Raw genomic sequence first — 21,059 nt, forward strand, 5'->3', positions numbered from 1 at the left:
CGAGGACGGCGGCCTGGCCGGTGGCGATGGTGAGGCCCAGGCCGTGGCCCTGGCCGCGTTCGGCGGCGCCGGTGCGGAAACGCTGGGGTCCTTCGGCGAGCAGGGTCTCCGGGAAGCCGGGGCCGTGGTCGCGTACGGCGATCCGGCTGCCGGTGACGCTCACCTCGACGGGGGCGCGGCCGTGGCGGCGGGCGTTGGCCACCAGGTTGGTGACGATCCGTTCGACCCGCCGCGGGTCGGTGCGGACGGTGGCGGGCTCCGTCAGGAGGAGCCGGACGTCGTCGCCACCCTGCCCGATCACCTGGGTGATGAGGTCCGCCAGTGGGACCTCGTCCAGCCGGGCACTCTCGGCGCCGGCGTCGAGGCGGGAGATCTCCAGCAGGTCCTCCACCAGGGCGCGCAGGGTGCTCACCTGGGTGCGGACCAGATCGGTCGCCTCGTCGTCGTCGGGCAGCAGCGTGGCGGCGGTGACCAGACCCATCAGCGGGGTGCGCAGTTCGTGGGCGACGTCGGCGGTGAAGCGCTTCTCGGCGGCGAGCCGTCCTTGCAGCGTGGCGGCCATCGCGTCCACGGCCGCGGACATCTCGGTGATCTCGTCACTGGCGCGGCCCCGACGGCCGATCCGGGCGTCGAGGTCGCCGTCCGCGATCCGGCGCGCGGTCCGGGAACCGTGGCGCAGGCGCCGGTTGAGCCGCCCGGTCGCCAGCGCGGTGACGGGGACGACGACGGCGAGCGCGGCGAGGGCGGCCGTGACCATGCTGCGGTCCAGCAGTTGGAGGCTGCGCACCGTGGCGCTCAGGTCGGTGCGGACGGTGAGCACCTGGCCGTCGCCGACCGGGAGGGCTGCCCACATCCAGTACCAGTTGGGCGCTTTGACGTCGTACCAGAGGGCGTACTCACCCGGGGCCCGCAGGTCCTGGACGGCCCGGGCCAGCGGCCCCGGCAGGGTGGTCGCCGGTTGCAGGGAGGCGTTGTCGGGGCGGCGGCCGGTCCGCGTGAACTCCTGCTCGGCGGCGCTCAGTTGGGCGACCGCCAGGTCGCGGCCGGTCCGGTCGCCGCGCTGCTCGGTCGCCCGGTGGACGAGCAGGCCGATCACGACGGCGACCGCGCAGCAGGCCAGCGCGACCAGCGTGGTGATCTTCCAGCGCAGGGAGCGCGGGTCGAGCAGGCGCCGGCCGGTGCGTCGGGTGGTCACCGCGTCAGTTCCGCACGAGCTTGTAGCCGAAGCCGCGGACGGTTTCGATGCGGTCCGCCCCGACCTTCTTGCGCAGCCGCACCACGCACAGGTCGACCACCCGGGTGTCGCCCTCCCAGCCGTAGTCCCACACCTCCCGCAGCAGCCGGCGGCGGTCCAGGACCGTGCCGGGGCTCTCCGCGAAGGCCAGCAGCAGGCGCAGCTCGGTGGGGGTGAGGGGCACGGCCCGGCCGTCCAGGCGGACCTCAAGGCCGTGCGGGTCGATGGTCAGGCCACCGAAGGTGAGCAGCTCCGGCTCCCCCGGCGCGACCGGCTCCTCCGGCACGGGCCGCGCGGCCTCCACGGGCTGCGCGTCCCGCTCCTGGTGGAAGGTGGCGCGGCGCAGCAGGGAGCGGATGCGGGCGACGAGGACCGTGATGTCGACGGGTTTGACCACGTAGTCGTCGGCGCCGGCCTCCAGCCCGGCCACGACGTCGAGGGCGTCGCCGCGGGCGGACATCATCAGGACGGGGGTGAGGGTCTCCTCCCGGACGCGCCGGCACAGGCTGATGCCGTCGATGCCGGGCAGCATCACGTCCAGGATCAGGACGTCGTGCGCGCCGCTGCGGACGGCGTCCAGGCCGTCGAGCCCGTCCCCGGTGACCTCGACCTCGTACCCGTAGCGCTGCAGGGCCAGTTGGACCGAGCGGCGGATGACCGCGTCGTCCTCGACGAGCAGCACGCTGACCGCGTCGGGCACTCGGGTTGCGGACAAGGGTTCTCCGATGTCGTCGTCTCGGGGTGGAAGGTCCATTCCAGCACGTCGGGGGCGGTTCCCGGTCCCCGGGGGCGGCGGCGCGGAGGCCGCGGCCGGACGGGGGCCGGTCACAGGCGCAGGGACGCCGCGACCGGGAGGTGGTCGCTGCCGGTGTCGGGCAGGGCCCACGCGGAGCGCGGGGTGACGCCCTTCACCAGGATCTGGTCGATGCGCACCACCGGGAAGGACGCGGGCCAGGTGAAGCCGAAGCCGGCGCCGGCCTCCTCCTGCGCGGACCGCAGCGGACCGGTGAGGGTGCGCAGTGCCGTGTCGTCGAAGGAGCCGTTGAGGTCGCCCAGCACGACGACCCTCGGCAGCGGCTCGCTCCCGACGGCCGCCGCGAGCCTGGCGGCCGCCCGGTTGCGGTCGGCGGTGGTGAATCCGGCGTCCAGGCGGACCCGGACCGAGGCGAGGTGCGCCGCGTAGAGGGCCACCGGGCCCTTGGGGGTCAGGACGGTCGCGCGGACGGCCCTGGTCCAGGGCATGATCTCCACCGGCTCCACGGCCTGGAGCGGGTACTTGCTCCACAGGCCGATGCCGCCGTTCACCTGCGAGTAGGGGTAGGCGGCGGCGAGCTCGCGCCGGAAGGCCTCCTGCGCGCGGCTCGCCAGTTCCTCGACCGCCACCACGTCGGCCCCCGAGCCGGCCAGGGCGCGGGCCGTCCGGCCCGGGTCGGGGTTGTCCTCGTTCACGTTGTGGCTGACGACCGTGAGGTCCCCGCCGCCCTCGCGCTTGTCGAGGAGGGCCGGTGCGAACAGGCAGGTCCACACCAGGGCGGGCAGCAGGACGGCCACCGCCGCCGGGACGGAGCGCCGCAGCGCCGCCAGGAGGAGCAGCAGTGAAATGCCCAGGCCCGACCAGGGCATGACGGTCTGCCAGAGGCTGGCCAGGTTGACCGGGCCGTTCGGCAGCCAGGGGGCCAGGGCCATCAGGGCGGCGCACACCGCGGCGGATCCCGCGATCAGCCGCCCGCCCGGCCCCAGGGCACCGCGGGCGCGGCGGAGGAGGAGGTGGCACAGACCGGCTCGGCGGCGCGGCCCGGGCCGGTCGACGGCGGCGGACCCGGCCGGGGGTGCCGTCGGAGCCGGGCCGATGCCCGCCGCGATACCGGTGCCCGTACCGGTCTCGGTGTTCGTGCTCACGCCCACTCCCGCTGGCCGCCGTCGAGCGTCGGAAGGACACCGGGCAGCTTCTGCCGCAGGGCGTCGACGAGCCGGCCACTGCTCTCCAGGGCGGCCCGGATCCCCTCGGTGGGGGTGGTTCCGGCCCGTTGGCCGAGCACCACGCCGTAGACGAGCCGGCGCCCCGAGCCGCTCCGGCCGTCGGCGACCTCCAGGGCCCACATCAGGTTCCCGCCCGCCGCGGTGGTCGAACCGGTCTTCAGGCCCACCACCCCGGGCCGGTCGAGCAGCGCGTTGGTGTTGCGCAGCGGTGCGGCGCGGCCCGGCAGCGTGGTGTCGCGCAGCGCCACGATGACCCGCAGCGCCGGGTCCTTCATCGCCTCGCGCGCCAGCTTGAGCTGGTCGGCGGCGGTGGACACGGTCGTGGCCTCCAGGCCGCTGGCCCCGGTGTAGGTGGTGCCGGACATGCCCAGCCGGGCGGCCTCCGCGTTCATCCGGGCCACGAACGCCTCCTCGTTGCCCGCGTCCCACCGGGCCAGCAGCCGGGCGACGTTGTTGGCGGAGGGCAGCAGCATCACCTCCAGCAGCTTGCGCTGGGTGAGCCGCTGCCCGGCGGTGACGGGGGCGGTCGACTCGTCCGTCGAGCCCGCCTCGGCGGCGGCCTGCGCGTCGACCGTGATCACCGGCCCGTCCTCGCCCTCCTTGAGCGGGTGGTCCCGCAGGACCACGTAGGCCGTCATCACCTTGGTGACGCTCGCGATCGGCACCGGCTGCTGCGGTCCCTTCACCCCCAGCACGCCGACCCTCGCCGCGGCGACGGCCGCCTGGCCCTCCTGCGGCCACGGGAGCCCGAGGGCTGCGACCGCCTCGGGCGCCGGCAGGAGCAGCGCCGCACCGGGCCGGCCGTCGCCGCCCGCGTGCGCGGAGCCGCCCGCCCGGGTGGCCAGCGTGCCCCCGCCGGCACCGGCGGCGGCGAGCAGGACGGCGGCCAGGGCCCACAGCGCCGTGCGGCGGGCCGGTGGGATCCGGCCGGGCGCGGTACGAGGGTCTCGGTCTTCAGGGTGCACGGGCACGGACACGACGGCTGCCTCCCGGAGCCAGAGGGACGAATCTCCCCGGCGGCCTCGGTCGCCGGGTGTGCCCACAGACTCCGCGACCGGCACTTCCGCCCGGTCGTGGCGGCGCTTCCGCCGACGCGCAGTCGTGTATCAGCCGTGTACCGGGACCGTCCGCGGGCCGGGCCGTACCACACCGGTCCCCCGCGCCGGAGGATTCCGACCGAACCCCTCTGCCGCCCCGATGGTGCGAACTAGCTTGGCCGCCAGACCGGTTCCGCACAGAGGAGGCCCGTCCATGGCCAACGACTTCCAGCGGCGCAAGCTCCGCAACGTCTTCCACGCCTTCGACGCGGACGGGGACGGCTACCTGCGGAAGGCCGACTTCGAGTCCCTGGTGGTCCGCTGGAGCCGGCTCCCCGCCGTGCGGGGGAACGCCGAACTGCAGGCCCGCGTCGAGGCCTTCCTGCTCGGCTGGTGGGACCACCTGGCCGCGGTCGCCGAGACCGACCGCGACGACCGCGTGGACATGGACGAGATGCTCGCCCTGGTCGACCGCCTCCCCGCCCTGCGCGACACCGTCCTCGCGACCGCCGACACGGTCTTCGACGCGGTGGACGAGAACGGCGACGGCCGCATCTCCCGCGAGGAGCACCGCCACCTCGTCGACCTCTGGCACGGCCGACCCGTCGAGACCGAGGACGTCTTCCCCCTGCTCGACCTCGACGGCGACGGCTACCTCGGCCGCCCCGAATTCGCCGCCCTCTGGGCCCAGTTCTGGATCAGCGACGACCCGGCCGAGCCGGGCAACCTGATGTGCGGCCGCATCCCCGACCAGTGACGGGCCGTCAGCCCCCCGGCCCCGTGCGTCTCCGCACGCTCTCCGGCTCCTCGTCGAAGGGACCCCTCGGACGGTCGTCCGGCTCGGCCCCCCGGTAGCGTGGCGGCATGACGATGCGGGTGGTGTCGCTGGTGCCGTCGCTGACCGAGGCGGTGGCGGCGACGGGGCGGGAGCTGCTGGTCGGGGTCACCGACTGGTGCAGTGAACCGGGCGACCTCCAGGTGCCGAGGATCGGGGGCACCAAGAACCCCGACGTGCCGCGGATCCTCGGCCTGCGCCCCGATCTGGTCGTCGCCAACGAGGAGGAGAACCGCGAGGCCGACCTCGCGGCGCTGCGCGCGGCCGGCGTGACGGTCCGGGTGACCGAGGTGCGGTCCGTGCCGCAGGCCTTCGTGGAGCTGCGGCGCCTGCTGACGGAGGATCTGGAGCTGCCGGAACCGGGCTGGTTGACGGCGGCCGAGGCCGCCTGGGACGGCCTGGCCCCGTCCCCGGCCCCGCTCCGTGCCGTGGTGCCGATCTGGCGGCGGCCATGGATGGTGCTGGGGCGGGACACCTTCGCCGGGGACGTCCTGCGGCGGATCGGCGTGGAGCCGGTCCACGCCGCCCACCCCGAACGCTACCCGGCCGTCCCGGTCGAGCAGCTGCGCGCCGAGCGGCCCGATCTGGTGGTCCTCCCCGACGAGCCCTACCGCTTCACCGCCACCGACGGCCCCGAGGCCTTCCCCGGAGTGCCCGCCGCCCTGGTGAGCGGCCGTCACCTCACCTGGTACGGCCCCTCCCTGGCCGAGGCACCGGCGGTCCTCTCCGCCGCGCTGCGCGACGCCCGCCCCCACCCCCACCCGGACGCCCGAGGAGGCACCACCCCGTGAGCACGCCCGCACCCATCGGCATCGGCGCCCTCGCCCCGCTCTCCCGCCCCGGCTGGGTCGAGGCCGGCCGGCACCTGCTCGCCGGGATCGAGCTGGCCGTGGGCGAGGTGAACGCGGCCGGCGGAATCCACGGCCGCCCGCTGGAGCTGACGGTCCGTGACACCGCCGGCGATCCGCAGCGGGCGGAGGCCGCCGTGGAGGAGTTGGCCGCGCTCGGGGTGGCCGCCGTGGTCGGCGAGTACCACAGCGTCGTGGCCCGCGCCGTCGCCGCCCGGGCCGAAGCCCTCGGCGTTCCGTTCCTCTGCTCCTCGGCCGTGCTGGACGCGCTCACCGAGCGGCCCGCCGACCACGTCGCCCGCATCGCACCGGCGCAGTCGCACGGCTGGCGCGTCTACGCGGACTTCCTGCTCGCCGCCGGCCACCGCACCGTCGCCGCCGCGGTCGACCCCAGCGTCTACTGGACCTCGGGCATCGCCGTCCTCCGCACCCACCTCGCGCCGCACGGCGGCACGGTCACCGAGTGGCCGGCCGCCGGGCTCGACCCGGCCGCCCTCGCCGACAGCGGTGCGACGGCGCTCCTGCTCCTGACCAGCGTCCCCGACCGGGCGGCCGAGCTGGTCCGCACCCTCCGTCATGCCCCCGGTCTCGCCGGTCTGTTGATCGGCGCCCCGGCCGGGCAGCCCGAGTTCTCCGACTGGGCGGAGCAGCTGGGCCCGGACGGCGACGCGGTCCCGTTCCTGCGCTACCTGCCGGAGCGGCCCACCCCGCTCCAGGCCGACCTCGGGGAGCGGCTCCGGGAGCACCTGGGCGCCGCCCCCTCCTTCGTGGCCTTCGAGGGCCACGACAGCGTCGCCGTCCTGGCCGAGGCGCTGCGCACCCACGGGACCGACCGCGCCCGCCTCGCCGCGGCCTGGCCGCACCTGGTGGTGGAGGGCAACCGGGGCACCGTCCGCTTCTCCCGCGTGCCGGACACCGGCCTCCACCAGTGGGCCTGGCCGCCGGTCCAGGTCGCGCAGCGGGATCCCGCCGCACCGGACGGCTTCCGCGCCCTCCACCAGGGCTGACCGCCCGTCAGGAGGCGTCCGGCCCCGCGCCGCGCCCGGCTGCCCACGCCCGCAGCCGGGCGGCGGCCTCCTCCGTCGTCAGCGGTCCGAACTCGACGTGCAGCTCCTTGAGGTGCCGGGTCGCCGCACCGACCAGCGGCCCGGGGCCCAGCCCGAGCACCTCCATGACCGCCCGGCCGTCCAGCGCCGCCGGGACGTCCCGCAGCCGCCGCTCCAGGTCCGCCTCCGCCGCGGCCCGTTCCGTCCGCTCGTGCTCCGCGTACCACTCGTCGTGGTCCGCCGCCCACCCGGCGGCCCGACCGGCCGTCAACCACCCGTCCAGGTCCCGCTCCCAGCCGAGCCCCACCTGGTGGAACAGGTCGTACCGCACCGCCTCCCCGGTCCCGGCCGGGACGACGCCGAGCCGCGCGAGCGCCGCATTGATCGGCCACTCCTGCCTCGGTCCGTCGAAGTCCCGGTCGCTGACCGGCCCCCACACCCGCCTGCCCGCCCGCCACACGGCCGCGGTCTGTTCGCCCTCCCCGCCGAAGAACTCCGCCTCCACACGGGCGAGCGGCCCCCGGTGCGACCACGCGCACAGCCTCTCCGCGGGTGCGAGGCCGCCCGGCGGCCCGGGGACGGGCAGGAGCCCCAGGCCGTGCCGGAGCGGGGCGACCACCGCTCCGTCCGTCCCGGCGGTCAGGCTCCGGAGCAGGTCGAACCCTCCGATGACGGCGTTCAGTTCGTACGACATCCCCGCAGGCTAGCCGCACAAGAACGGACTCGACCCGAGCCGACCATGATCGCTATGCTCCGGCGAGCTTTCGAACACCCCAGGGGGCGGACAGACATGACCAACGAGACCGACCGGCCGACGACGGACCAGCAGCACGCCCCTTCACCGGACCTCCGGCCGGTGGCCGACCCGCGGCGGCTCGCGCTCTGGGCACAGGGCCTGATCGCCGCAGCCTGCCTGGTCGAGCTCCTGCTGGCGGTGGCCGGTGGCACGGGGACGTGGCTGTTCCGGGCGGCCTCCCTGCCGTACGGCGCCGTCACGCTGGCGGCGGCCGTGCTGTTCCTGCGCTGGCTGTCCCGGGTCCGTCACAACGCGGAGCACCTCGCCCCCGACGCCCACCGGTACGCGCCCTCCTGGGCGGTGGGCGCCTGGTTCGTGCCGTTCATGATGTGGTGGGCGCCCCGCCGCATCGTGCTCGACGTCGACCGGGCGAGCGGCGGAGCCGGCACCCTGCTGGTGAACCTCTGGTGGGTCGCCTGGCTCGGCAAGACGGTGGGCGTGCTGATCGCCCGCCAGCTGGCACCGGACCTGCCCGTGTACACCCCGGCGGGCGAGGCCGTGAACCTGCTGGCCGGCGCCCTGGCCGTCCTGCTGGTCCACCGGATCACCGCGGCCCAGTGCGCCCGCTTCACCTCGTCCACCGCCGCGGTGGAGGGCAGCGGTGAACGGGTGGACACGTGAGGACCGCCGCCACGCGGCCCGGTCAGCCGGCCGCCGGTACCAGTGGCGCGGTCAGCCGTTCCAGGTGGCAGGGGTTCGGGTAGCCCTCCTCGAACTCCCGGAACTCCCCGTTCCAGTACCCGCTGATCTCCAGCGTGCGCGGATCGTAGTCACGCGGGCAGTCGGCGACCGGCCCGTTCCGCAGCGGGGTGAAGTCCCCCGCCAGCTCGACCAGTCGGCCGCACGCCGCCTCCTGTCCGGGATGGTTGCCCCCCGTCGGCCCGGTCGGACCACAGCGCAGCGTCCAGTGCCGGACGGTGCCGTCGATGCCGTCCCGGACGGTGATGCCGAGACCGGCGGACGGGCCCGCCTCCCGCGGCTGGGCGGCGGCGGGCAGCACGGGGACGAGCGCGGCCAGGACGGCGGCGAGGACGGCCGAGCGACGGGCGAGACGGGCAGGGCGGAGGACAGGGCGCACGGCAGGGGCTCCGTTCGATCACTGACGGATGATCACGACCATGCCGAGTATCAGGGCCTGACGGTCCGTAGCGCGGGACGACTCGCCACGGCGGACGGGCCAGGCCCGGCGCTATCGGGTTGCGGAGCCCCGGAGCACCGGTGTCAGATCCCGGACATGACGATTGTGCTGGGGACACCGACCGTCCACGCGGTCCGCGAGGCCATGGCCGCGCTGCGGGAGTGGCAGGACGACGGGGCACCGATGCAGCTCCATCCGGGGGACGTCGGCTGGAACCACCGCTTCGGGACGGCCGAGACGGCCGCCGTGGTGCGGACCTGGAGCCGGGGCGGACGGATCCTCGCCGTCGGGATGCAGGACACCCCGACGCTGCTGCGGATGACGGTCGCCCCCGACGCCTTCCAGGACGAGGAGTTGGCGCGGCGGCTGGTCGAGGACTGCTCGCTGCCCGGGCGCGGCGTGCTGCCGGAGGGCGAGGTGGCCGTCGAAGCCCCGCAGGACCTGCTCCTCCACGAGCTGCTCACCGCCGAGGGTTGGGGCGTCGACGAGCCGTGGACGCCGCTCTTCCGCGACCTCACCGAGGCTGTGCAGGATCCCGGCGTGCGGATCGAACCGATCGGCCCCGAGCGGGCGCAGGACTTCGCCGACGTCCTGCGGTCGGCCTTCGACACCCAGCGGCCCACGCCCGCGTACTGGCACGCGATGTCGACGGCGCCGTTCCACACCGACGCCCGTTCCCTGGCCGCCTACGACGACCGGGGCACCCCGGCAGCGGTGGTGACGGTCTGGTCGGCCGGCCCGGGCAGGCCGGGACTGATCGAGCCGATGGGCGTCCACGCGGACCACCGCGGCCGCGGCTACGGACGGGCCATCACCCTCGCGGGGGCGGCCGCACTACGGCAGTTGGGCTCCTCCAGCCTCCGCGTGTGCACCCCGAGCTCCAACACCGGCGCCGTCGCCACCTACCGGTCGGCCGGCCTCGTGCCGCAGCCCGCGATCGGCGACCGGATCCGCCACCCCTGACACCACGTCAGCCCGCACCGCTGCCCCCGCAACCGCTCACGGCCGGCCCGGCGTCAGCCACCACGCGAGGGAAGCTGCAGGGCCCGTCATTCCGCCGCCGTGCCGATCAACGTCCGTGCGCTGGACTGCGCGCAAAGGCGGCGCTCGATCCGCTGCCTGAGCTCCGCCGGGGTGCGGTGGTGGAGCTACTGGGGGACCCAGCCCGCTCACCGCCCCTTTCAGCTCGCCGTGTCCGTCCGGCAGAGGTCCGGTGCGGAAGTCGCGCCAGTGCCGAGAGCCCTGCCCCGGCCAGCTGCCTCGCGCCGAAATTCGATCATGCCCGTCAGTCGTCTGGGTTAGCCTCCCCGCGTGACTCTGCTGACCGCCGCCTCACGCGGATACCTGCCGCCGCTGTCCTTCGGCCCCGCCCTGGGTGACACCGCACTCGTCAAGGCCGGCGATGCGCTCGCCAAGGACGGAGACTGGCGCCCGGCCAAGGACCTGCTCGCGGCCGCCGACGGCGACTGGGCCCTGAAGGACCATCAGGTCCAGTACCTGGGCGAACGCAAGCGCTGCACCCGAGCCCTGGAGACGTGGGCGGCGGCCGAGCCCGAGAACGCGGACGTATGGACCGTACTTGCGGTGACCGAGGTGATCGCCGCCTGGAAGGCCCGCGGTGCCCGCTACGCATGGGCCGTCAGGAAGAAGGCCTGGCCGGTGTTCTTCGACCGGCTGCGCCAGGCCGACCTGCTCGCCGGCCGCGCAGCCGGGCTCGCCCCGCACGATCCCACCCCACTCGCCTTGGCCCTGCTCGTGGCACGCGGACTCCAGCACTCCCGCCGTGTCTTCGACGCACGCTGGGCGGCGCTGGCCGCCGTCGACCCCGCCCACCGCACCGGTCACCTGCACGCACTCCAGTACCTGTGCGCCAAGTGGTCCGGCTCCCACGAGGAGATGTTCGCCTTCGCCCGCGACAGAGCCCACCGCGTACCCGACGGGCACCCCCTGGTGCTGCTACCGCTCATCGCCCACCAGGAACTCCTCATCATCGACTCGCGATGGCGAACGAGCGAGCTGTTCCTCGCGGACCTCGCCCATGCCCGCCAACGGTGGTCCGACGCCCCGCCACAGCCCCACCCCCGCATCGCCGAGGACCACTCCCTGATGGCGGCCATGCTGGGCCTCGCCAAGCACCGCAGCGAGGCACACCCGCACTTCCACGCGATGGGCCGACACGCCTCCGCCTTCGGCTGGCAGTACTTCACCCGCCCCCGCCCCCTCATCCGCCGCGCCCGGGCCAACGCCGCCCTCTGCGCCCTCTTCACGGCCAGCCGGCCACGCACCGCCTTGGTGCCTTCTCCGCCGAACGAGCCGACCAGCACACCCTGAAGTCCGCACTTCCGGCCCGGAGTAGCCCCGCTTCGAACGGGGCTGGTCAGTCGTCGCCGGGCGTCATGTCGTATTCGCCGACATCCAGATCTGCGCCGGTTGCGGCGAGGAAGTCCACCACCAACGGCCGACGGGCCGTCAGCTACGCGTTGCGCGCACACCTGATGTCATGTCAGCATCAAGAGCACCAGTAGCACCACCGCTCCCGGAAGGAACTGCCATGCTCCGCCGCGCCGTTGCCGCCCTCGCCTCTTCCGCCGCCCTCGCGACCGTCCTGGTTGCCGCACCCGCGGCCTCCGCCGAGCCCAACCCGGCCGACTGCCCCAAGGGCTACTTCTGCGCCTGGGAGGGGCCGGACCAGACGGGCCGCCAGGTCGTCCGCACCGCGGGCAACTGGACGGGCTGGGCCTGGTACCAGTCCTACTTCAACAACGGGTACGTCTCCCCCGGTGCCGACCACGTCGACCTGCACTACAACTGGCAGGGCCTGGACGGCAGCTTCTGCGTCCACTACAACCCGGGCCCGGGCAACTACAAGGGCAGCGTGTCCCCCGGCGTGGTCATCACCGGGGTGGTGTGGCGCGGGGAGTGCTGAAACCCGCCCGACTACCAGGGCCGTTCCCCAACTGACGTCGGAGGAACGGCCCTTGGCGTTCGCGGGGCGTCCGGCAACCGTGTGCGGCCCAGGGACCCGTGGAGCCACCACCAACCCCCACGGCACACTGCCGGAGGCAGAAGGACGGCGCCTTCGACCAGCTCAACGGCCTCCTCCGCCGACCGGTCCGGGAAGCCGCAGGCCAGGAAGCGGAGCCGAGCGCGTGTGTCCTCGACCCGCAGAGCGTCGGCCGCAACCGAGTCGGTTACGGCCGGAGGCCTACCGCGACGGGGCAGGGGCCGGCAGGCGCAGGCCCTCCGGGTAGGTGCGCCACTTCCAGACGCCGTCGACGTCGCGCACCGCCAGCCCCGCCCCGGGGTAGTGCGCGATGACGGTGCTGCCGCGCGGACCGGCGACCGTCGCGAGTTCCATGACGGTGCCCGGGAGTTCGCGGTACCCGGCCACCGACCGCCAGACCGGGGACCAGTCCTGGTGCCCGTGGATGCTCTCCTCGACCACCCACCGGTCGACGGTCTCCTGCCCCGGTCCGAGCGTGGGCCCCTCGGTGGCCCAGCTGCCGGGGGCGCTCCGCGCGGGACGCGGGGACGTCTCACCGGGGGCCATGACGCCCGGAGCCGGCGAGCCCGGCGGTTCACCGCGGGTCAGGCGGTAGCAGCGCTCCGGCGCCTTCGGGAGGCAGACGGTCCGCCCGGGCGTTCCCTCGACCGAGGTGAACGGTGCCGCGTCCTCCGAACCCGCTTCCAGCCGCTTCCAGTTCAGGCCCCCGTCCGGGGAGGTCCAGTACCCGCCGGACGTCTCCAGGAACGCGCCGTCGGCGTCGACGCCCAGGTGGAGGGAGGTCGTCGGGGCCGGTGGTACGTAGCCGTCTCCCTCCTGCCGCCGCTCTCCGGTGGCCACCATCGCCGCGACCGCCACCGGAACGACCACCAGGCCGACGTACGGCGCCAGTCTCAGCTCCCGGCCCCGCCGCCACAGCCACCAGCTCGCCACCAGCGCGGGCAGCGCCATCAGGTCGGTCGGATCGCCGACGATCCGGCTCGGCACACCGCCCGACGACCAGACGCCGGAGGCGAGTTCGCCCCCGGCCGGGCCGGACTTGGCGACCGCGAACGAGACCGCCGTCACGGCCAGCCCGAGAACCGCCGGCCAGTGCCCGCGCAGCCGCAGCACGGGCGTGAGCAGCAGCGCCAGCACCGGCGGCGCGACCAGCATCCACGCCACGTCACTGACCTTGCCCGTCACCGGCCCCGGCCAACTCCGCTTCCCCACGTGGTCGTTGAGCAGCAGCACCAGGACCGCGAGCACCGTCCCCGGATGCCCCGCCCACCGCACCACCCTCCGCACCGACCCGCCGGCGACAACCCGTTCCCCCTGCTCCCCCTGCTGCGGCATGGCGACCAGTCTGGCGGACAGCCACCTCGGCGGGACCGCCGTCGGGGTCGGTCAAGCACGGAACCGGCCATCGCACGCACACCGGCACCGTCCGGGGCCGAACCTTCCGCCAGCATCGCGTCTGCACGAAGGGAACATGCGTAACACCGTGCTCCACATGACCAACTCCCCCTTGGACAGCGCTTTCTCCGCGTACGAGAGTTCCGGGCCTTTGTCCGGTTCGAGCGGTCTGCCGGGCGGTCGCCCCGGACTAGATTCCTCGCCGGTGAACGCCCCACCACGGGGGTGCATGGGCGGTGACGGGGAATGCCCGGCCGGCAAGTCGCGGCCGGAGCTACCCCGTTCTCACCTTTGACGAAGGGACATGGCCATGGCCACGACTTCGATGCGACGCCTGGCCGCATTCGGCGCAGCGGCGGCGATGAGCTCGGCGCTGCTGATAGCCCTGCCGACCACGGCCCACGCGGCCGGGTACTGCAACGGGGACGTCCTCATCACGAAGAACGCCAACGGCATGAGCTCCCGTCTGATCCGCTCCTACGACGGCGCCAGCCTCTGCGTGAACACCTGGAACCAGACCGGCGGTTACGCCTGGACCCGGGCCGTCATCACGAAGCAGGTCGGTGGCCCCGACGCGGCGAAGGACTACGGCTGGTACTCCCAGTACGCCTCGACCGGCTGGGTCGGCAAGGGCAACGGCTGCTGGTGGTGGGGTGGTACCCCCACCTCCCCGGGGTCGAGCACTTTCAGCCTCTGGTACGACTGCGTGTGAGTTCCGACCGGCCGGTCACGGATGGCTTGACGCTTCCCGGGTGGTCGACCACCGCACGTGCCTCGTGCGCGGTGGTCGACCACCCGGTCGGACTTCCGAACCGCCTGCCAACGGCCGTTGCTCAGCAACACAGGGACTGCGAGCACCGCCCCCGCGACGTCCTGCACTCCTCCCGACAGGGTCCGTTACGGGACCAGCAGCCGCTCCCGCAGCGCCACCACGTACGACTCACCGAGGCCCAGCTCACCCTCGACGTACCCCGCCACCGATCCGTGACGCTCCGTCAACTCCCGTAGGAAGGACCGGATCAGCGCCTCGGGGGCCTGCCCGTAGCCCGGCCAGAGCTTGCCGGGGCCGTACTTGGCCTGCCAGTCGGCGACCAGCGAGGCGGTGGCGAGGTTGGTGAGTGCGAAGTCCTCGGCCACGGTGGCCTCGGGGACGCCGAGCAGGGTGAGCACCAGGGCGCCCACGATGCCCGTCCGGTCCTTGCCGGAGGCGCAGTGGAAGACGGTGCGGCCGGCCGACGGGTCGGCGATCACCTCCATCACCCGGCGCAGCTCGGCGGTGCCGTCCTGCGCGACCTCCAGGAACTTGTCGACCAGGTAGACCGCCGGGTCCACGTCCTCGCCTAACGCGGCCTGGTCGTACGGGCGGTGCTCGATGCTCAGGTTGTGGAAGGCGAGCCCGGGCAGCTCGGGGACGCGGCCGCCGCGCTCGATCTCCCAGGGGTAGCGCAGGTCGATCACGGTGCTGACGCCCAGATCGGCGAAGCGGGCCAGGTCGGCCTCGGTGCGCAGCTTGCCGAGCGAGTCGGAGCGGTAGAGGGTGCCCGTCCTGACGTCGCGACCGTCCTCGGTGCGGTAGCCGCCGAGGTCACGGAAGTTGTGCAGCCGGTCGAACTCCAGGTGTCTGGTCATGGCCGCCACTCTAGGAGGTGACCACCGGCGCCCGGCGTCCGGTCCTGGTGGCCTCGAACGGTGACCTCGAACTGGGGGCTTGCCAGGTACACGGCAGCCCCTAGACTCTGCCGAGCGATCATGGTTCGATCTTCACAGGGGGAACACGAGATGGTGACCAGGCGTGGATTTCTGGGCGGCGCCGCCGCGTTGACGAGCACGACCGCGCTGCTGGGCGGCGGCGTGGCCGCGAGCACCGGCGTGGCCCGGGCCGCCGAGGCGCGGAACGTCCCGTTCGCACCCGTACCTCCGCCGCACCTGGTGCAGGCCGAGCAGATGGTGCAGTACCAGCGGATGCTGGCGGAGGGTCAGCTGACCACCGGTCTGGCCGGGCACTGGCCGCTCACCGCGACCACCGAGGACCGCAGCGGCAACGGCCGGGCGCTCACCAGGGGTTCGGCCACCGCCACCGGCTGGAGCGACCTGAGGGTCGGCCAGGAGCTGACCCTCAACGGCGCCGCGGACGCCGCCTACGCGGCGACCTCCTCGGTGCTGGACACCACCAGGCCGTTCACCGTCTCGGCCTGGGTCCGCCCGGCGGCGCTCACCGGGATCATGACGGCGGTGAGCCAGGACGGCGCGCAGACCAGCCGCTTCCTGCTGATGCAGGACCGCGACGCCGACACCGGCCAGACGACCTGGTCGTTCCGGGTGCGCACGGCCGACCAGGCTCAGGCCTCCAAGGTCGCCGCGGTGGCCACCACCAAGCCGGTGGCGGGGACCTGGGTGCACCTGACCGGCGTCTGGACCGGCACCGAGGTCCGGATCTACGTGAACGGGGCCAAGGAGGGCACGGCCGCCGACGCCACCACCCCGTGGGCCTCCGGCCAGGGCTTCAACGTCGGCCGGGCGAAGTGGAACGGCAATGCCGTCAACGAGTGGAACGGCCAGCTCAGCGACGTCCGCGCCTACGACCGCGCGCTGTCCGACCAGGAGATCGACCTGATCAGCGGTCAGGCCGCCGTCCGCAGCAACGTCTACCTGGTGGGCGAGGAGGCCCAGGTCGTCTTCGGGCAGCCCGCCGACCCGGCCAGCTGGGTCAACCGCTCGCGCTGCAACTCCTTCGTCACGGCGGTGCTGCGGCACACCTACCCCTGGGCGGCGGACAACAGCTACTTCGCCACCTGGTTCGGCGCCACCGACCCGCGCTTCAGCCCCACGGCGGCCCGCTACCAGTCACGGTTCAGCGGGGAGAACGGCGGCGCGGGCCCGCGCTTCAAGGCGATCACCCGGGTCACCGACCTCCGGCCCGGTGACCTGATCTCGGTCAACTACAACGGCACGGTCGCGAACAACACCGGACACATCGTCATGGTCCGCACCCTCAAGGGCGTCCGCACGGGCTTCATGGACCAGCCGGGCCTCACCCAGTACGTGGTGGAGGTGGTGGACTGCACGGCCTCGCCGCACGGGGTGTTCGGCCTCTCCACCTACTGGGACTGCCCGGACACCCGGATGGTGGACAACCTCGACAAGGCGGTCTCGCAGAACCGCCAGGGCGCGGGCATCGGCCACATGGTGTTCTACGCCAAGGCGGACGGCAGCTTCGCCGGCCACCGGTGGAGCGTGAACTCCGCCGACTTCCGCGCGGTCGCCGAGACCACCGGGACCGGCCCGGACGCGACCACCTCCTCCGGCGACGGCATCACCGCCGCCCGGGTCGTCTGAGACCGGGCCCCCGGCCCCCGGGTCCCGCCGCCCGGGTCCCGGGCCGCCGGAAATCCGGGCGACGGCACCGCGGCCGCGGTGTTAGCGTCCGAAGCATGGAGCCACTCACCGAGCCGCAGATCCGCGCCTCCTTCGTCAACTGCACCAAGGGGGAGGCCGGGCGGCTGAGCCTGCCGCGCGGTCTGGCCGAACTGCCGTGGGAGCACCTGGACTTCCTCGGCTGGCGGGACCAGGGGGCGCCCGACCGGGCGTACCTGGTCGCGCCGTCCGAGGACGGTCCGGTGGGGGTGACGCTGCGGGTGCCGACGGTGCGCCGCAGTTCGCTGAAGAGCAACCTCTGCTCGATCTGCCTGACCTCGCACACCGGCACCGGGGTGGCCCTGCTGGCCGCGCGCCGGGCCGGGGCCGCCGGGCGGGAGGGCAGCACCGTCGGCACCTACATCTGCGCGGACCTGGCCTGCTCGCTCTACGTCCGGGGCCGCAAGCGCACCGCCTCCGCGGAGCGGGTGGCGGAGTCGCTGACCGTGGAGGAGCAGATCGCCCGCACCGTGGCCAACCTCGACGCCTTCCTGGCCCAGGTCCTCCGGGGCTGACACCGGGCCCCGGCGCACCGGGCGGGGACGAACCCCCGCCCGACTCCCGGCCCGCTCCTGACCTGGGGCGTCGTGACCCGGGGGTCCGGCATCCGAGCGTCGGCCGGGCCGATAGGGTACGGGCACCACGACCCATTCAGGAGGGGCAGACATGGCTGACATCGAGAACGCCAAGAAGGTCTTCGCGCGCTTCGACGCCGACGGCGACGGCTTCATCACCGCCGCCGAGTACAGCAAGGCGATGGCCGAGCTCGGTGACCCGTACGTCACCGAGACGGTCGCCCAGGCGGTCATCAACAAGGCCGACACCAGCAAGGACGGCCAGCTGAACTTCGAGGAGTTCTGGGCCGCCCAGCAGGGCTGACGCCGAACGGCCCGGCCGTGAGGCCGAGGCCGAACGGAGCACGCCCTCGCGGCCGGCGGTCAGCCGGCCGCACCACCGTCCCGGCCGCTTCCCTCGGCCGGGACGGCCCCGTGCACCACGTAGTGCTGCGGGGCCATCGCCGTCTCCCGGCCGGGAAGGGCCGCGACCACCGCGCGGTGCACCTTCGCCGGGGTGAGCGGCCGCTCGCCCGGGTCGATCCAGGCGGTCAGCCTGCCCTCCCGGACGGCCACCGTGGCGGTGACGCCGGGGCCGAGCGCCTCGGCCAGCAGGGTGCGCACGGCCGCCAGGTCGATCCAGCTGCCGTCCACCTCCTCCCACTCCCCCACCCGCTTGCGCGGTGCCAGCCCGGTCAGTTCGGTGAGCCGCGACAGCTCGACGGGGCCCTCGGCGACTGCGGCGACCAGCTTCAGCAGACCCCGGGCGAAGAGCTCGCTCTCCTGACGGTCCAGCACCTGCGGGCAGGTGTGGAGGGAGATCTCCACCACCTCGCGGACCCGCCAGATGTTCATCATCAGCCGCACCGGCACCGGCTCGTCCGGGTACCAGCTCAGCTCCGGCTCGGCGCTGGGCACCGGCCGCGAGCGGGCGGCCGCCTCGGGGATGGTCAGGCTGAGGTCGTTGACCACCACCTGGCGGTTCCAGCGGGCCCCGCGCTGGTGCGCGGCGTCCTCGACCAGCTCCCAGATCCGCGGCGCGTCCAGGGTGCTGTGCCAGTAGCCGGCGAAGGCCGCGGCCTTGGTCCGGCCGATCACCTCGTCCAGCCCGTCCGCCCGGGCGTCCACCGCGATCAGCGCGTCCTGCGCCAAGGTGCCGATGTGGGTGGCGAGTTGGGCCCGGTGGCGGTTGGCCGAGAGCGCGGCCAGTGCCAGCCTGGGCTGGTCGGCGATGTGGGCGACCAGCGCGGCGAAGACGCCGAGCAGCACGCTCGACGGACTGGCACCGGTGCGGTGACAGGCGGCGTCCAGGCTCTCGGCGGCGGCCCGGGAGCGGATCGCCAGGGTGGCGAGCTGCTCGGCCGGCCCGGTCAGCCCGGAGTCGGCGAAGACCGCCGCCGGGCTGGTGAGCAGGATCTTCTCCCAGTGCTTGAGGGAGGCGGTGGTGCGGCGCCGCCCGGCCGCCGAGTGCTCGGCGGCCGCGATCTCCAGCGGGGTGGGCGCGCTGACCGGCGGGAGCTCGGCTCCCGAGAGCAGGGTGAACCACTCCTCGAACAGGACGGAGGTGGCCGCGCCGTCCGCCCCGGTGTGGCAGACCACCACGGCCAGCCGGGTGGGCTTCCCGTCCCGGGTGAGCAGGGTGAAGCGCAGTGGGAAGTCCACTGCCAGGTCAAACGGGCGCGGCCGGTCGAGCCGCGCCAACTCATCGGCCCTGACGTCGAGTTGGTCCTCCGGCGCGGCCTCCGTCAGGGTCACCTCGAAGGAGCCGGCGGCGTGCACCGCCTGCCGCCCGTCGACCGCGAAGGTGGTGCGCAGCGACTCGTGCCGTTCGGCCAGCCGGCGCAGCGTGGTGAGCACCTCGGGCACGGTGGCCCCGGGCGGGACGGGCCAGACCGCGTGCTTGTTGATCTGGTCGGGGTCGTCCCGGCGGATGCACAGGATCATGTTGGCCTGACCGAGCGTCACCGGCCCCTCGCCGGTGCTGCCGCCGTCGTACCGGACGGTGACCACGCTCATCGGAGGGCCCCTGCCGCGACGGCGCCGGTGAGCACCTCGCGCACCGACTGCGGCCAGTCCGCCGGGTACGGGCCGTGGGCGTGGATCAGGGCGAGCGCGATCCGCTCCAGGCCGAAGGCGGCGCAGGCGGTGTGGCCGGGTTCGCCGTCGGCGGTGAACTCGAAGACGGTGCCGAAGGTGTCCTTGTGGCAGTTGGCCGAGGCGATCGCCTGGACCAGGCCGTCGGCCACCTCCACCCGCAGCTCGTACTTCAACTCCTGGGCGCGCTGGGCGGCTTGGAAGACCTTGCGGGCCCGGCCGAAGAACGGGTCGTCGGCGACCTCGACCGAGACCTTGAGGCCCATCGCCCCCAGCCACTCGGCGACCCGGGCCAGCCAGGCGGCCCGCCAGTCCTCGCAGTGCGCCTGTGTCCCGGCGGTGACGTACTCGGACATCCGGAAGCTGCGCAGCCGGCCGGGCTCGGCGCTGCCCTCCTGGCGGAAGCAGTGGGCGGAGACCGCGAAGCGGGCGGGGCCGGTCAACTCCCGTCCCTCCAGGGTGGCGTAGACCGGGTAGCAGGCGGCGGGGAGCAGCACCAGGTCACCGATCCGCTGCTCGCGGTGCCAGTCCGGAGTGCCGGAGAGCTCGCGCCACTCGGCGGGGGTGCCGGTGAAGCTGTGCACGGTGCCGAGCAGGTGCGGGAAGGCCTTGGCGTACCCGGCCCGCTCCACCAGGGCACGGGAGATCACCGGCGGGATGGCCAGCCGCTCGAAGGGCTCGTCGGCGCCGAGCGCCTCGATGCCGAGGCGCAGGTCGGCGATCAGCCGCTCGAAGCCGCCCGAGTAGAGCACCACACCGGGGGTGTCCGTGGGCAGCAGGGTCGCGGCTTCCGCCGTCCGGAGGTCAGTCATCCGCTGTACCTGTGTTCCTGGTTGGAGTCTGGTCGGGGAAGGGTGGTGCTGGTACTGACGCCGGTGCCGGTGCGGGCGCCGGTCACGGCTGGCGCAGCTCGGCGGCGCGGCCGGTGCGGCGGTCGGTGCCGCGGACGAGCAGCGGGCCGCCGCTCCAGGCGGAGAGCGCGGCCGTCCAGGCGCCGGTGAGCGGCTGGCCGCCGGCCGCGGGGGCGGCGCCGTCGGCTCCGGACACCGGGTCCGGGAAGGGCCAGGACGGACGCCACGGCTCCTGACCGCCGCTGGTGACCGCGCGCCGCGCGGCCATAGCAGTCTGGCGGACCGTCAGGGTCCTCTCCTCCGGCGCCTGTTCGCAGAGCAGCAGGACGCCTTCGGCGTGTGCGGGCAGCTCGACCGGCCCGGGCGGCACGTGGTGCAGCGCGGGCTGCTCCAGCAGCAGCACCAGGGCGCGCTCGCAGGCGCCCGTCCGCGCGTAGCGGTCGGCGATCCGCAGGGCGGTGAACGGGCTGAGCGGCCCTTGGTCGCCGACGGCGAAGGCCATCGGCTCCCCGGGGCAGCTCCGGGCGAGCCGCAGGGTGTTGGCCAGTCCGGGCTGGACGTCGGGGACGTCGAAGGCGAGCAGCAGCAGGTCGGCCGGCCGGTCCTCGGGGAGGTCCAGCTCGGCGAGCAGTGCCTCGCCCATCTCGCCGTAGCCGTGCCCGGCTCCCTCGGTCAGCAGGTCCTCGCGCAGGGCCAGCCCGTACGGGCGGGTCTGGTCGGCGACGAAGACCCGCAGGTCCGGGTCGAGCGCGGCGGCCGAGCGGCCGGAGAAGCGGCGGTGCACCGACCTGGTGATCCGCAGTCCGCCCCGGCCGGTGGGGCGCGGCTGCACC

The 21,059-nt window shown here is 74.2% G+C and carries 22 protein-coding genes; 11 read left to right on the forward strand and 11 right to left on the reverse strand.

The window, feature by feature from the left end; genetic code table 11:
- From ACWEPF_RS25710 to ACWEPF_RS25725, 4 genes are all read right to left on the reverse strand, one after another.
- A partial coding sequence (locus ACWEPF_RS25710; RefSeq protein WP_452174361.1) for a sensor histidine kinase occupies positions 1-1,195 on the reverse strand: 1,195 nt, incomplete at its 3' end.
- 4 nt (positions 1,196-1,199) lie between these two features.
- Positions 1,200-1,988 (reverse strand): two-component system response regulator CseB, encoded by a 789-nt coding sequence (gene cseB, locus ACWEPF_RS25715; RefSeq protein WP_452174362.1) that lies wholly within the window; start codon positions 1,986-1,988, stop codon positions 1,200-1,202.
- Positions 1,989-2,059: 71 nt separating this feature from the next.
- Positions 2,060-3,133 (reverse strand): endonuclease/exonuclease/phosphatase family protein, encoded by a 1,074-nt coding sequence (locus ACWEPF_RS25720; RefSeq protein ID WP_452174363.1) that lies wholly within the window; start codon positions 3,131-3,133, stop codon positions 2,060-2,062.
- Positions 3,130-4,191: a D-alanyl-D-alanine carboxypeptidase family protein gene (locus ACWEPF_RS25725; protein WP_452174364.1), complete on the reverse strand. Its 1,062-nt coding sequence runs from the start codon at positions 4,189-4,191 to the stop codon at positions 3,130-3,132. Before ACWEPF_RS25725 ends, ACWEPF_RS25720 begins: the two co-directional genes overlap by 4 nt.
- Before the next feature lie 274 nt (positions 4,192-4,465).
- On the opposite strand from ACWEPF_RS25725, the gene ACWEPF_RS25730 reads away from it, so the two are divergent.
- From ACWEPF_RS25730 to ACWEPF_RS25740, 3 genes are all read left to right on the forward strand, one after another.
- Positions 4,466-5,008 (forward strand): EF-hand domain-containing protein, encoded by a 543-nt coding sequence (locus ACWEPF_RS25730; RefSeq protein ID WP_452174365.1) that lies wholly within the window; start codon positions 4,466-4,468, stop codon positions 5,006-5,008.
- 113 nt (positions 5,009-5,121) lie between these two features.
- Positions 5,122-5,877: a helical backbone metal receptor gene (locus tag ACWEPF_RS25735; RefSeq protein ID WP_452174415.1), complete on the forward strand. Its 756-nt coding sequence runs from the start codon at positions 5,122-5,124 to the stop codon at positions 5,875-5,877.
- The gene (locus ACWEPF_RS25740) at positions 5,874-6,941 is read left to right on the forward strand and encodes an ABC transporter substrate-binding protein (protein WP_452174366.1); all 1,068 of its coding nucleotides are present in this window, start codon (positions 5,874-5,876) and stop codon (positions 6,939-6,941) included. Before ACWEPF_RS25735 ends, ACWEPF_RS25740 begins: the two co-directional genes overlap by 4 nt.
- Positions 6,942-6,948: 7 nt before the next feature.
- On the opposite strand, the gene ACWEPF_RS25745 is transcribed toward ACWEPF_RS25740, so the two are convergent.
- A complete protein-coding gene (locus tag ACWEPF_RS25745; protein ID WP_452174367.1) occupies positions 6,949-7,674 on the reverse strand; it encodes a hypothetical protein in 726 nt (241 codons plus the stop codon).
- A 96-nt stretch (positions 7,675-7,770) separates the two neighbouring features.
- On the opposite strand from ACWEPF_RS25745, the gene ACWEPF_RS25750 reads away from it, so the two are divergent.
- Positions 7,771-8,397, forward strand: coding sequence for a DUF4328 domain-containing protein (locus tag ACWEPF_RS25750; RefSeq protein ID WP_452174368.1), 627 nt, complete (start codon positions 7,771-7,773; stop codon positions 8,395-8,397).
- A gap of 22 nt (positions 8,398-8,419) precedes the next feature.
- On the opposite strand, the gene ACWEPF_RS25755 is transcribed toward ACWEPF_RS25750, so the two are convergent.
- Positions 8,420-8,854, reverse strand: a complete 435-nt coding sequence (locus ACWEPF_RS25755; RefSeq protein ID WP_452174369.1) for an SSI family serine proteinase inhibitor — start codon at positions 8,852-8,854, stop codon at positions 8,420-8,422.
- Positions 8,855-9,010: 156 nt separating this feature from the next.
- On the opposite strand from ACWEPF_RS25755, the gene ACWEPF_RS25760 reads away from it, so the two are divergent.
- The 3 genes from ACWEPF_RS25760 to ACWEPF_RS25770 all read left to right on the forward strand — a co-directional run bounded on the left by ACWEPF_RS25760 (position 9,011) and on the right by ACWEPF_RS25770 (position 11,840).
- Positions 9,011-9,877 (forward strand): GNAT family N-acetyltransferase, encoded by an 867-nt coding sequence (locus tag ACWEPF_RS25760; protein WP_452174370.1) that lies wholly within the window; start codon positions 9,011-9,013, stop codon positions 9,875-9,877.
- A 348-nt stretch (positions 9,878-10,225) separates the two neighbouring features.
- Positions 10,226-11,245 carry a hypothetical protein gene (locus ACWEPF_RS25765; protein WP_452174371.1) on the forward strand — a complete coding sequence of 340 codons (1,020 nt, stop codon included), beginning with the start codon at positions 10,226-10,228 and terminating at the stop codon, positions 11,243-11,245.
- 220 nt (positions 11,246-11,465) lie between these two features.
- Entirely contained in the window at positions 11,466-11,840 is a 375-nt protein-coding gene (locus tag ACWEPF_RS25770) for a peptidase inhibitor family I36 protein (protein WP_452174372.1), read from the forward strand.
- A gap of 279 nt (positions 11,841-12,119) precedes the next feature.
- Here the strand turns inward: ACWEPF_RS25770 and ACWEPF_RS25775 are convergent, their stop codons facing one another.
- Complete coding sequence (locus tag ACWEPF_RS25775; RefSeq protein ID WP_452174373.1) at positions 12,120-13,253, reverse strand: hypothetical protein; 1,134 nt, start codon at positions 13,251-13,253, stop codon at positions 12,120-12,122.
- Positions 13,254-13,623: 370 nt separating this feature from the next.
- Here ACWEPF_RS25775 and ACWEPF_RS25780 point away from each other — a divergent pair, with 370 nt between their 5' ends.
- Entirely contained in the window at positions 13,624-14,025 is a 402-nt protein-coding gene (locus tag ACWEPF_RS25780; RefSeq protein ID WP_345284517.1) for a hypothetical protein, read from the forward strand.
- Positions 14,026-14,210: 185 nt separating this feature from the next.
- Here the strand turns inward: ACWEPF_RS25780 and ACWEPF_RS25785 are convergent, their stop codons facing one another.
- Entirely contained in the window at positions 14,211-14,942 is a 732-nt protein-coding gene (locus tag ACWEPF_RS25785) for a tyrosine-protein phosphatase (RefSeq protein ID WP_452174374.1), read from the reverse strand.
- A gap of 189 nt (positions 14,943-15,131) precedes the next feature.
- Here ACWEPF_RS25785 and ACWEPF_RS25790 point away from each other — a divergent pair, with 189 nt between their 5' ends.
- From ACWEPF_RS25790 to ACWEPF_RS25800, 3 genes are all read left to right on the forward strand, one after another.
- Positions 15,132-16,649 carry a LamG domain-containing protein gene (locus ACWEPF_RS25790; RefSeq protein WP_452174375.1) on the forward strand — a complete coding sequence of 506 codons (1,518 nt, stop codon included), beginning with the start codon at positions 15,132-15,134 and terminating at the stop codon, positions 16,647-16,649.
- 95 nt (positions 16,650-16,744) lie between these two features.
- A complete protein-coding gene (locus ACWEPF_RS25795) occupies positions 16,745-17,242 on the forward strand; it encodes an FBP domain-containing protein (protein ID WP_452174376.1) in 498 nt (165 codons plus the stop codon).
- A 151-nt stretch (positions 17,243-17,393) separates the two neighbouring features.
- The gene (locus ACWEPF_RS25800; RefSeq protein WP_345284509.1) at positions 17,394-17,606 is read left to right on the forward strand and encodes an EF-hand domain-containing protein; all 213 of its coding nucleotides are present in this window, start codon (positions 17,394-17,396) and stop codon (positions 17,604-17,606) included.
- A gap of 59 nt (positions 17,607-17,665) precedes the next feature.
- Here ACWEPF_RS25800 and ACWEPF_RS25805 read toward each other — a convergent pair whose 3' ends face one another.
- The 3 genes from ACWEPF_RS25805 to ACWEPF_RS25815 form a co-directional block, all read right to left on the reverse strand.
- A complete protein-coding gene (locus ACWEPF_RS25805; protein ID WP_452174377.1) occupies positions 17,666-19,297 on the reverse strand; it encodes a condensation domain-containing protein in 1,632 nt (543 codons plus the stop codon).
- Positions 19,294-20,187: a hypothetical protein gene (locus tag ACWEPF_RS25810; protein ID WP_452174378.1), complete on the reverse strand. Its 894-nt coding sequence runs from the start codon at positions 20,185-20,187 to the stop codon at positions 19,294-19,296. Before ACWEPF_RS25810 ends, ACWEPF_RS25805 begins: the two co-directional genes overlap by 4 nt.
- Positions 20,188-20,269: 82 nt before the next feature.
- Positions 20,270-21,058, reverse strand: a complete 789-nt coding sequence (locus ACWEPF_RS25815) for a hypothetical protein (protein WP_452174379.1) — start codon at positions 21,056-21,058, stop codon at positions 20,270-20,272.
- Position 21,059 lies beyond the last annotated feature (1 nt).

It is taken from the genome of Kitasatospora sp. NPDC004289 (assembly GCF_053602875.1).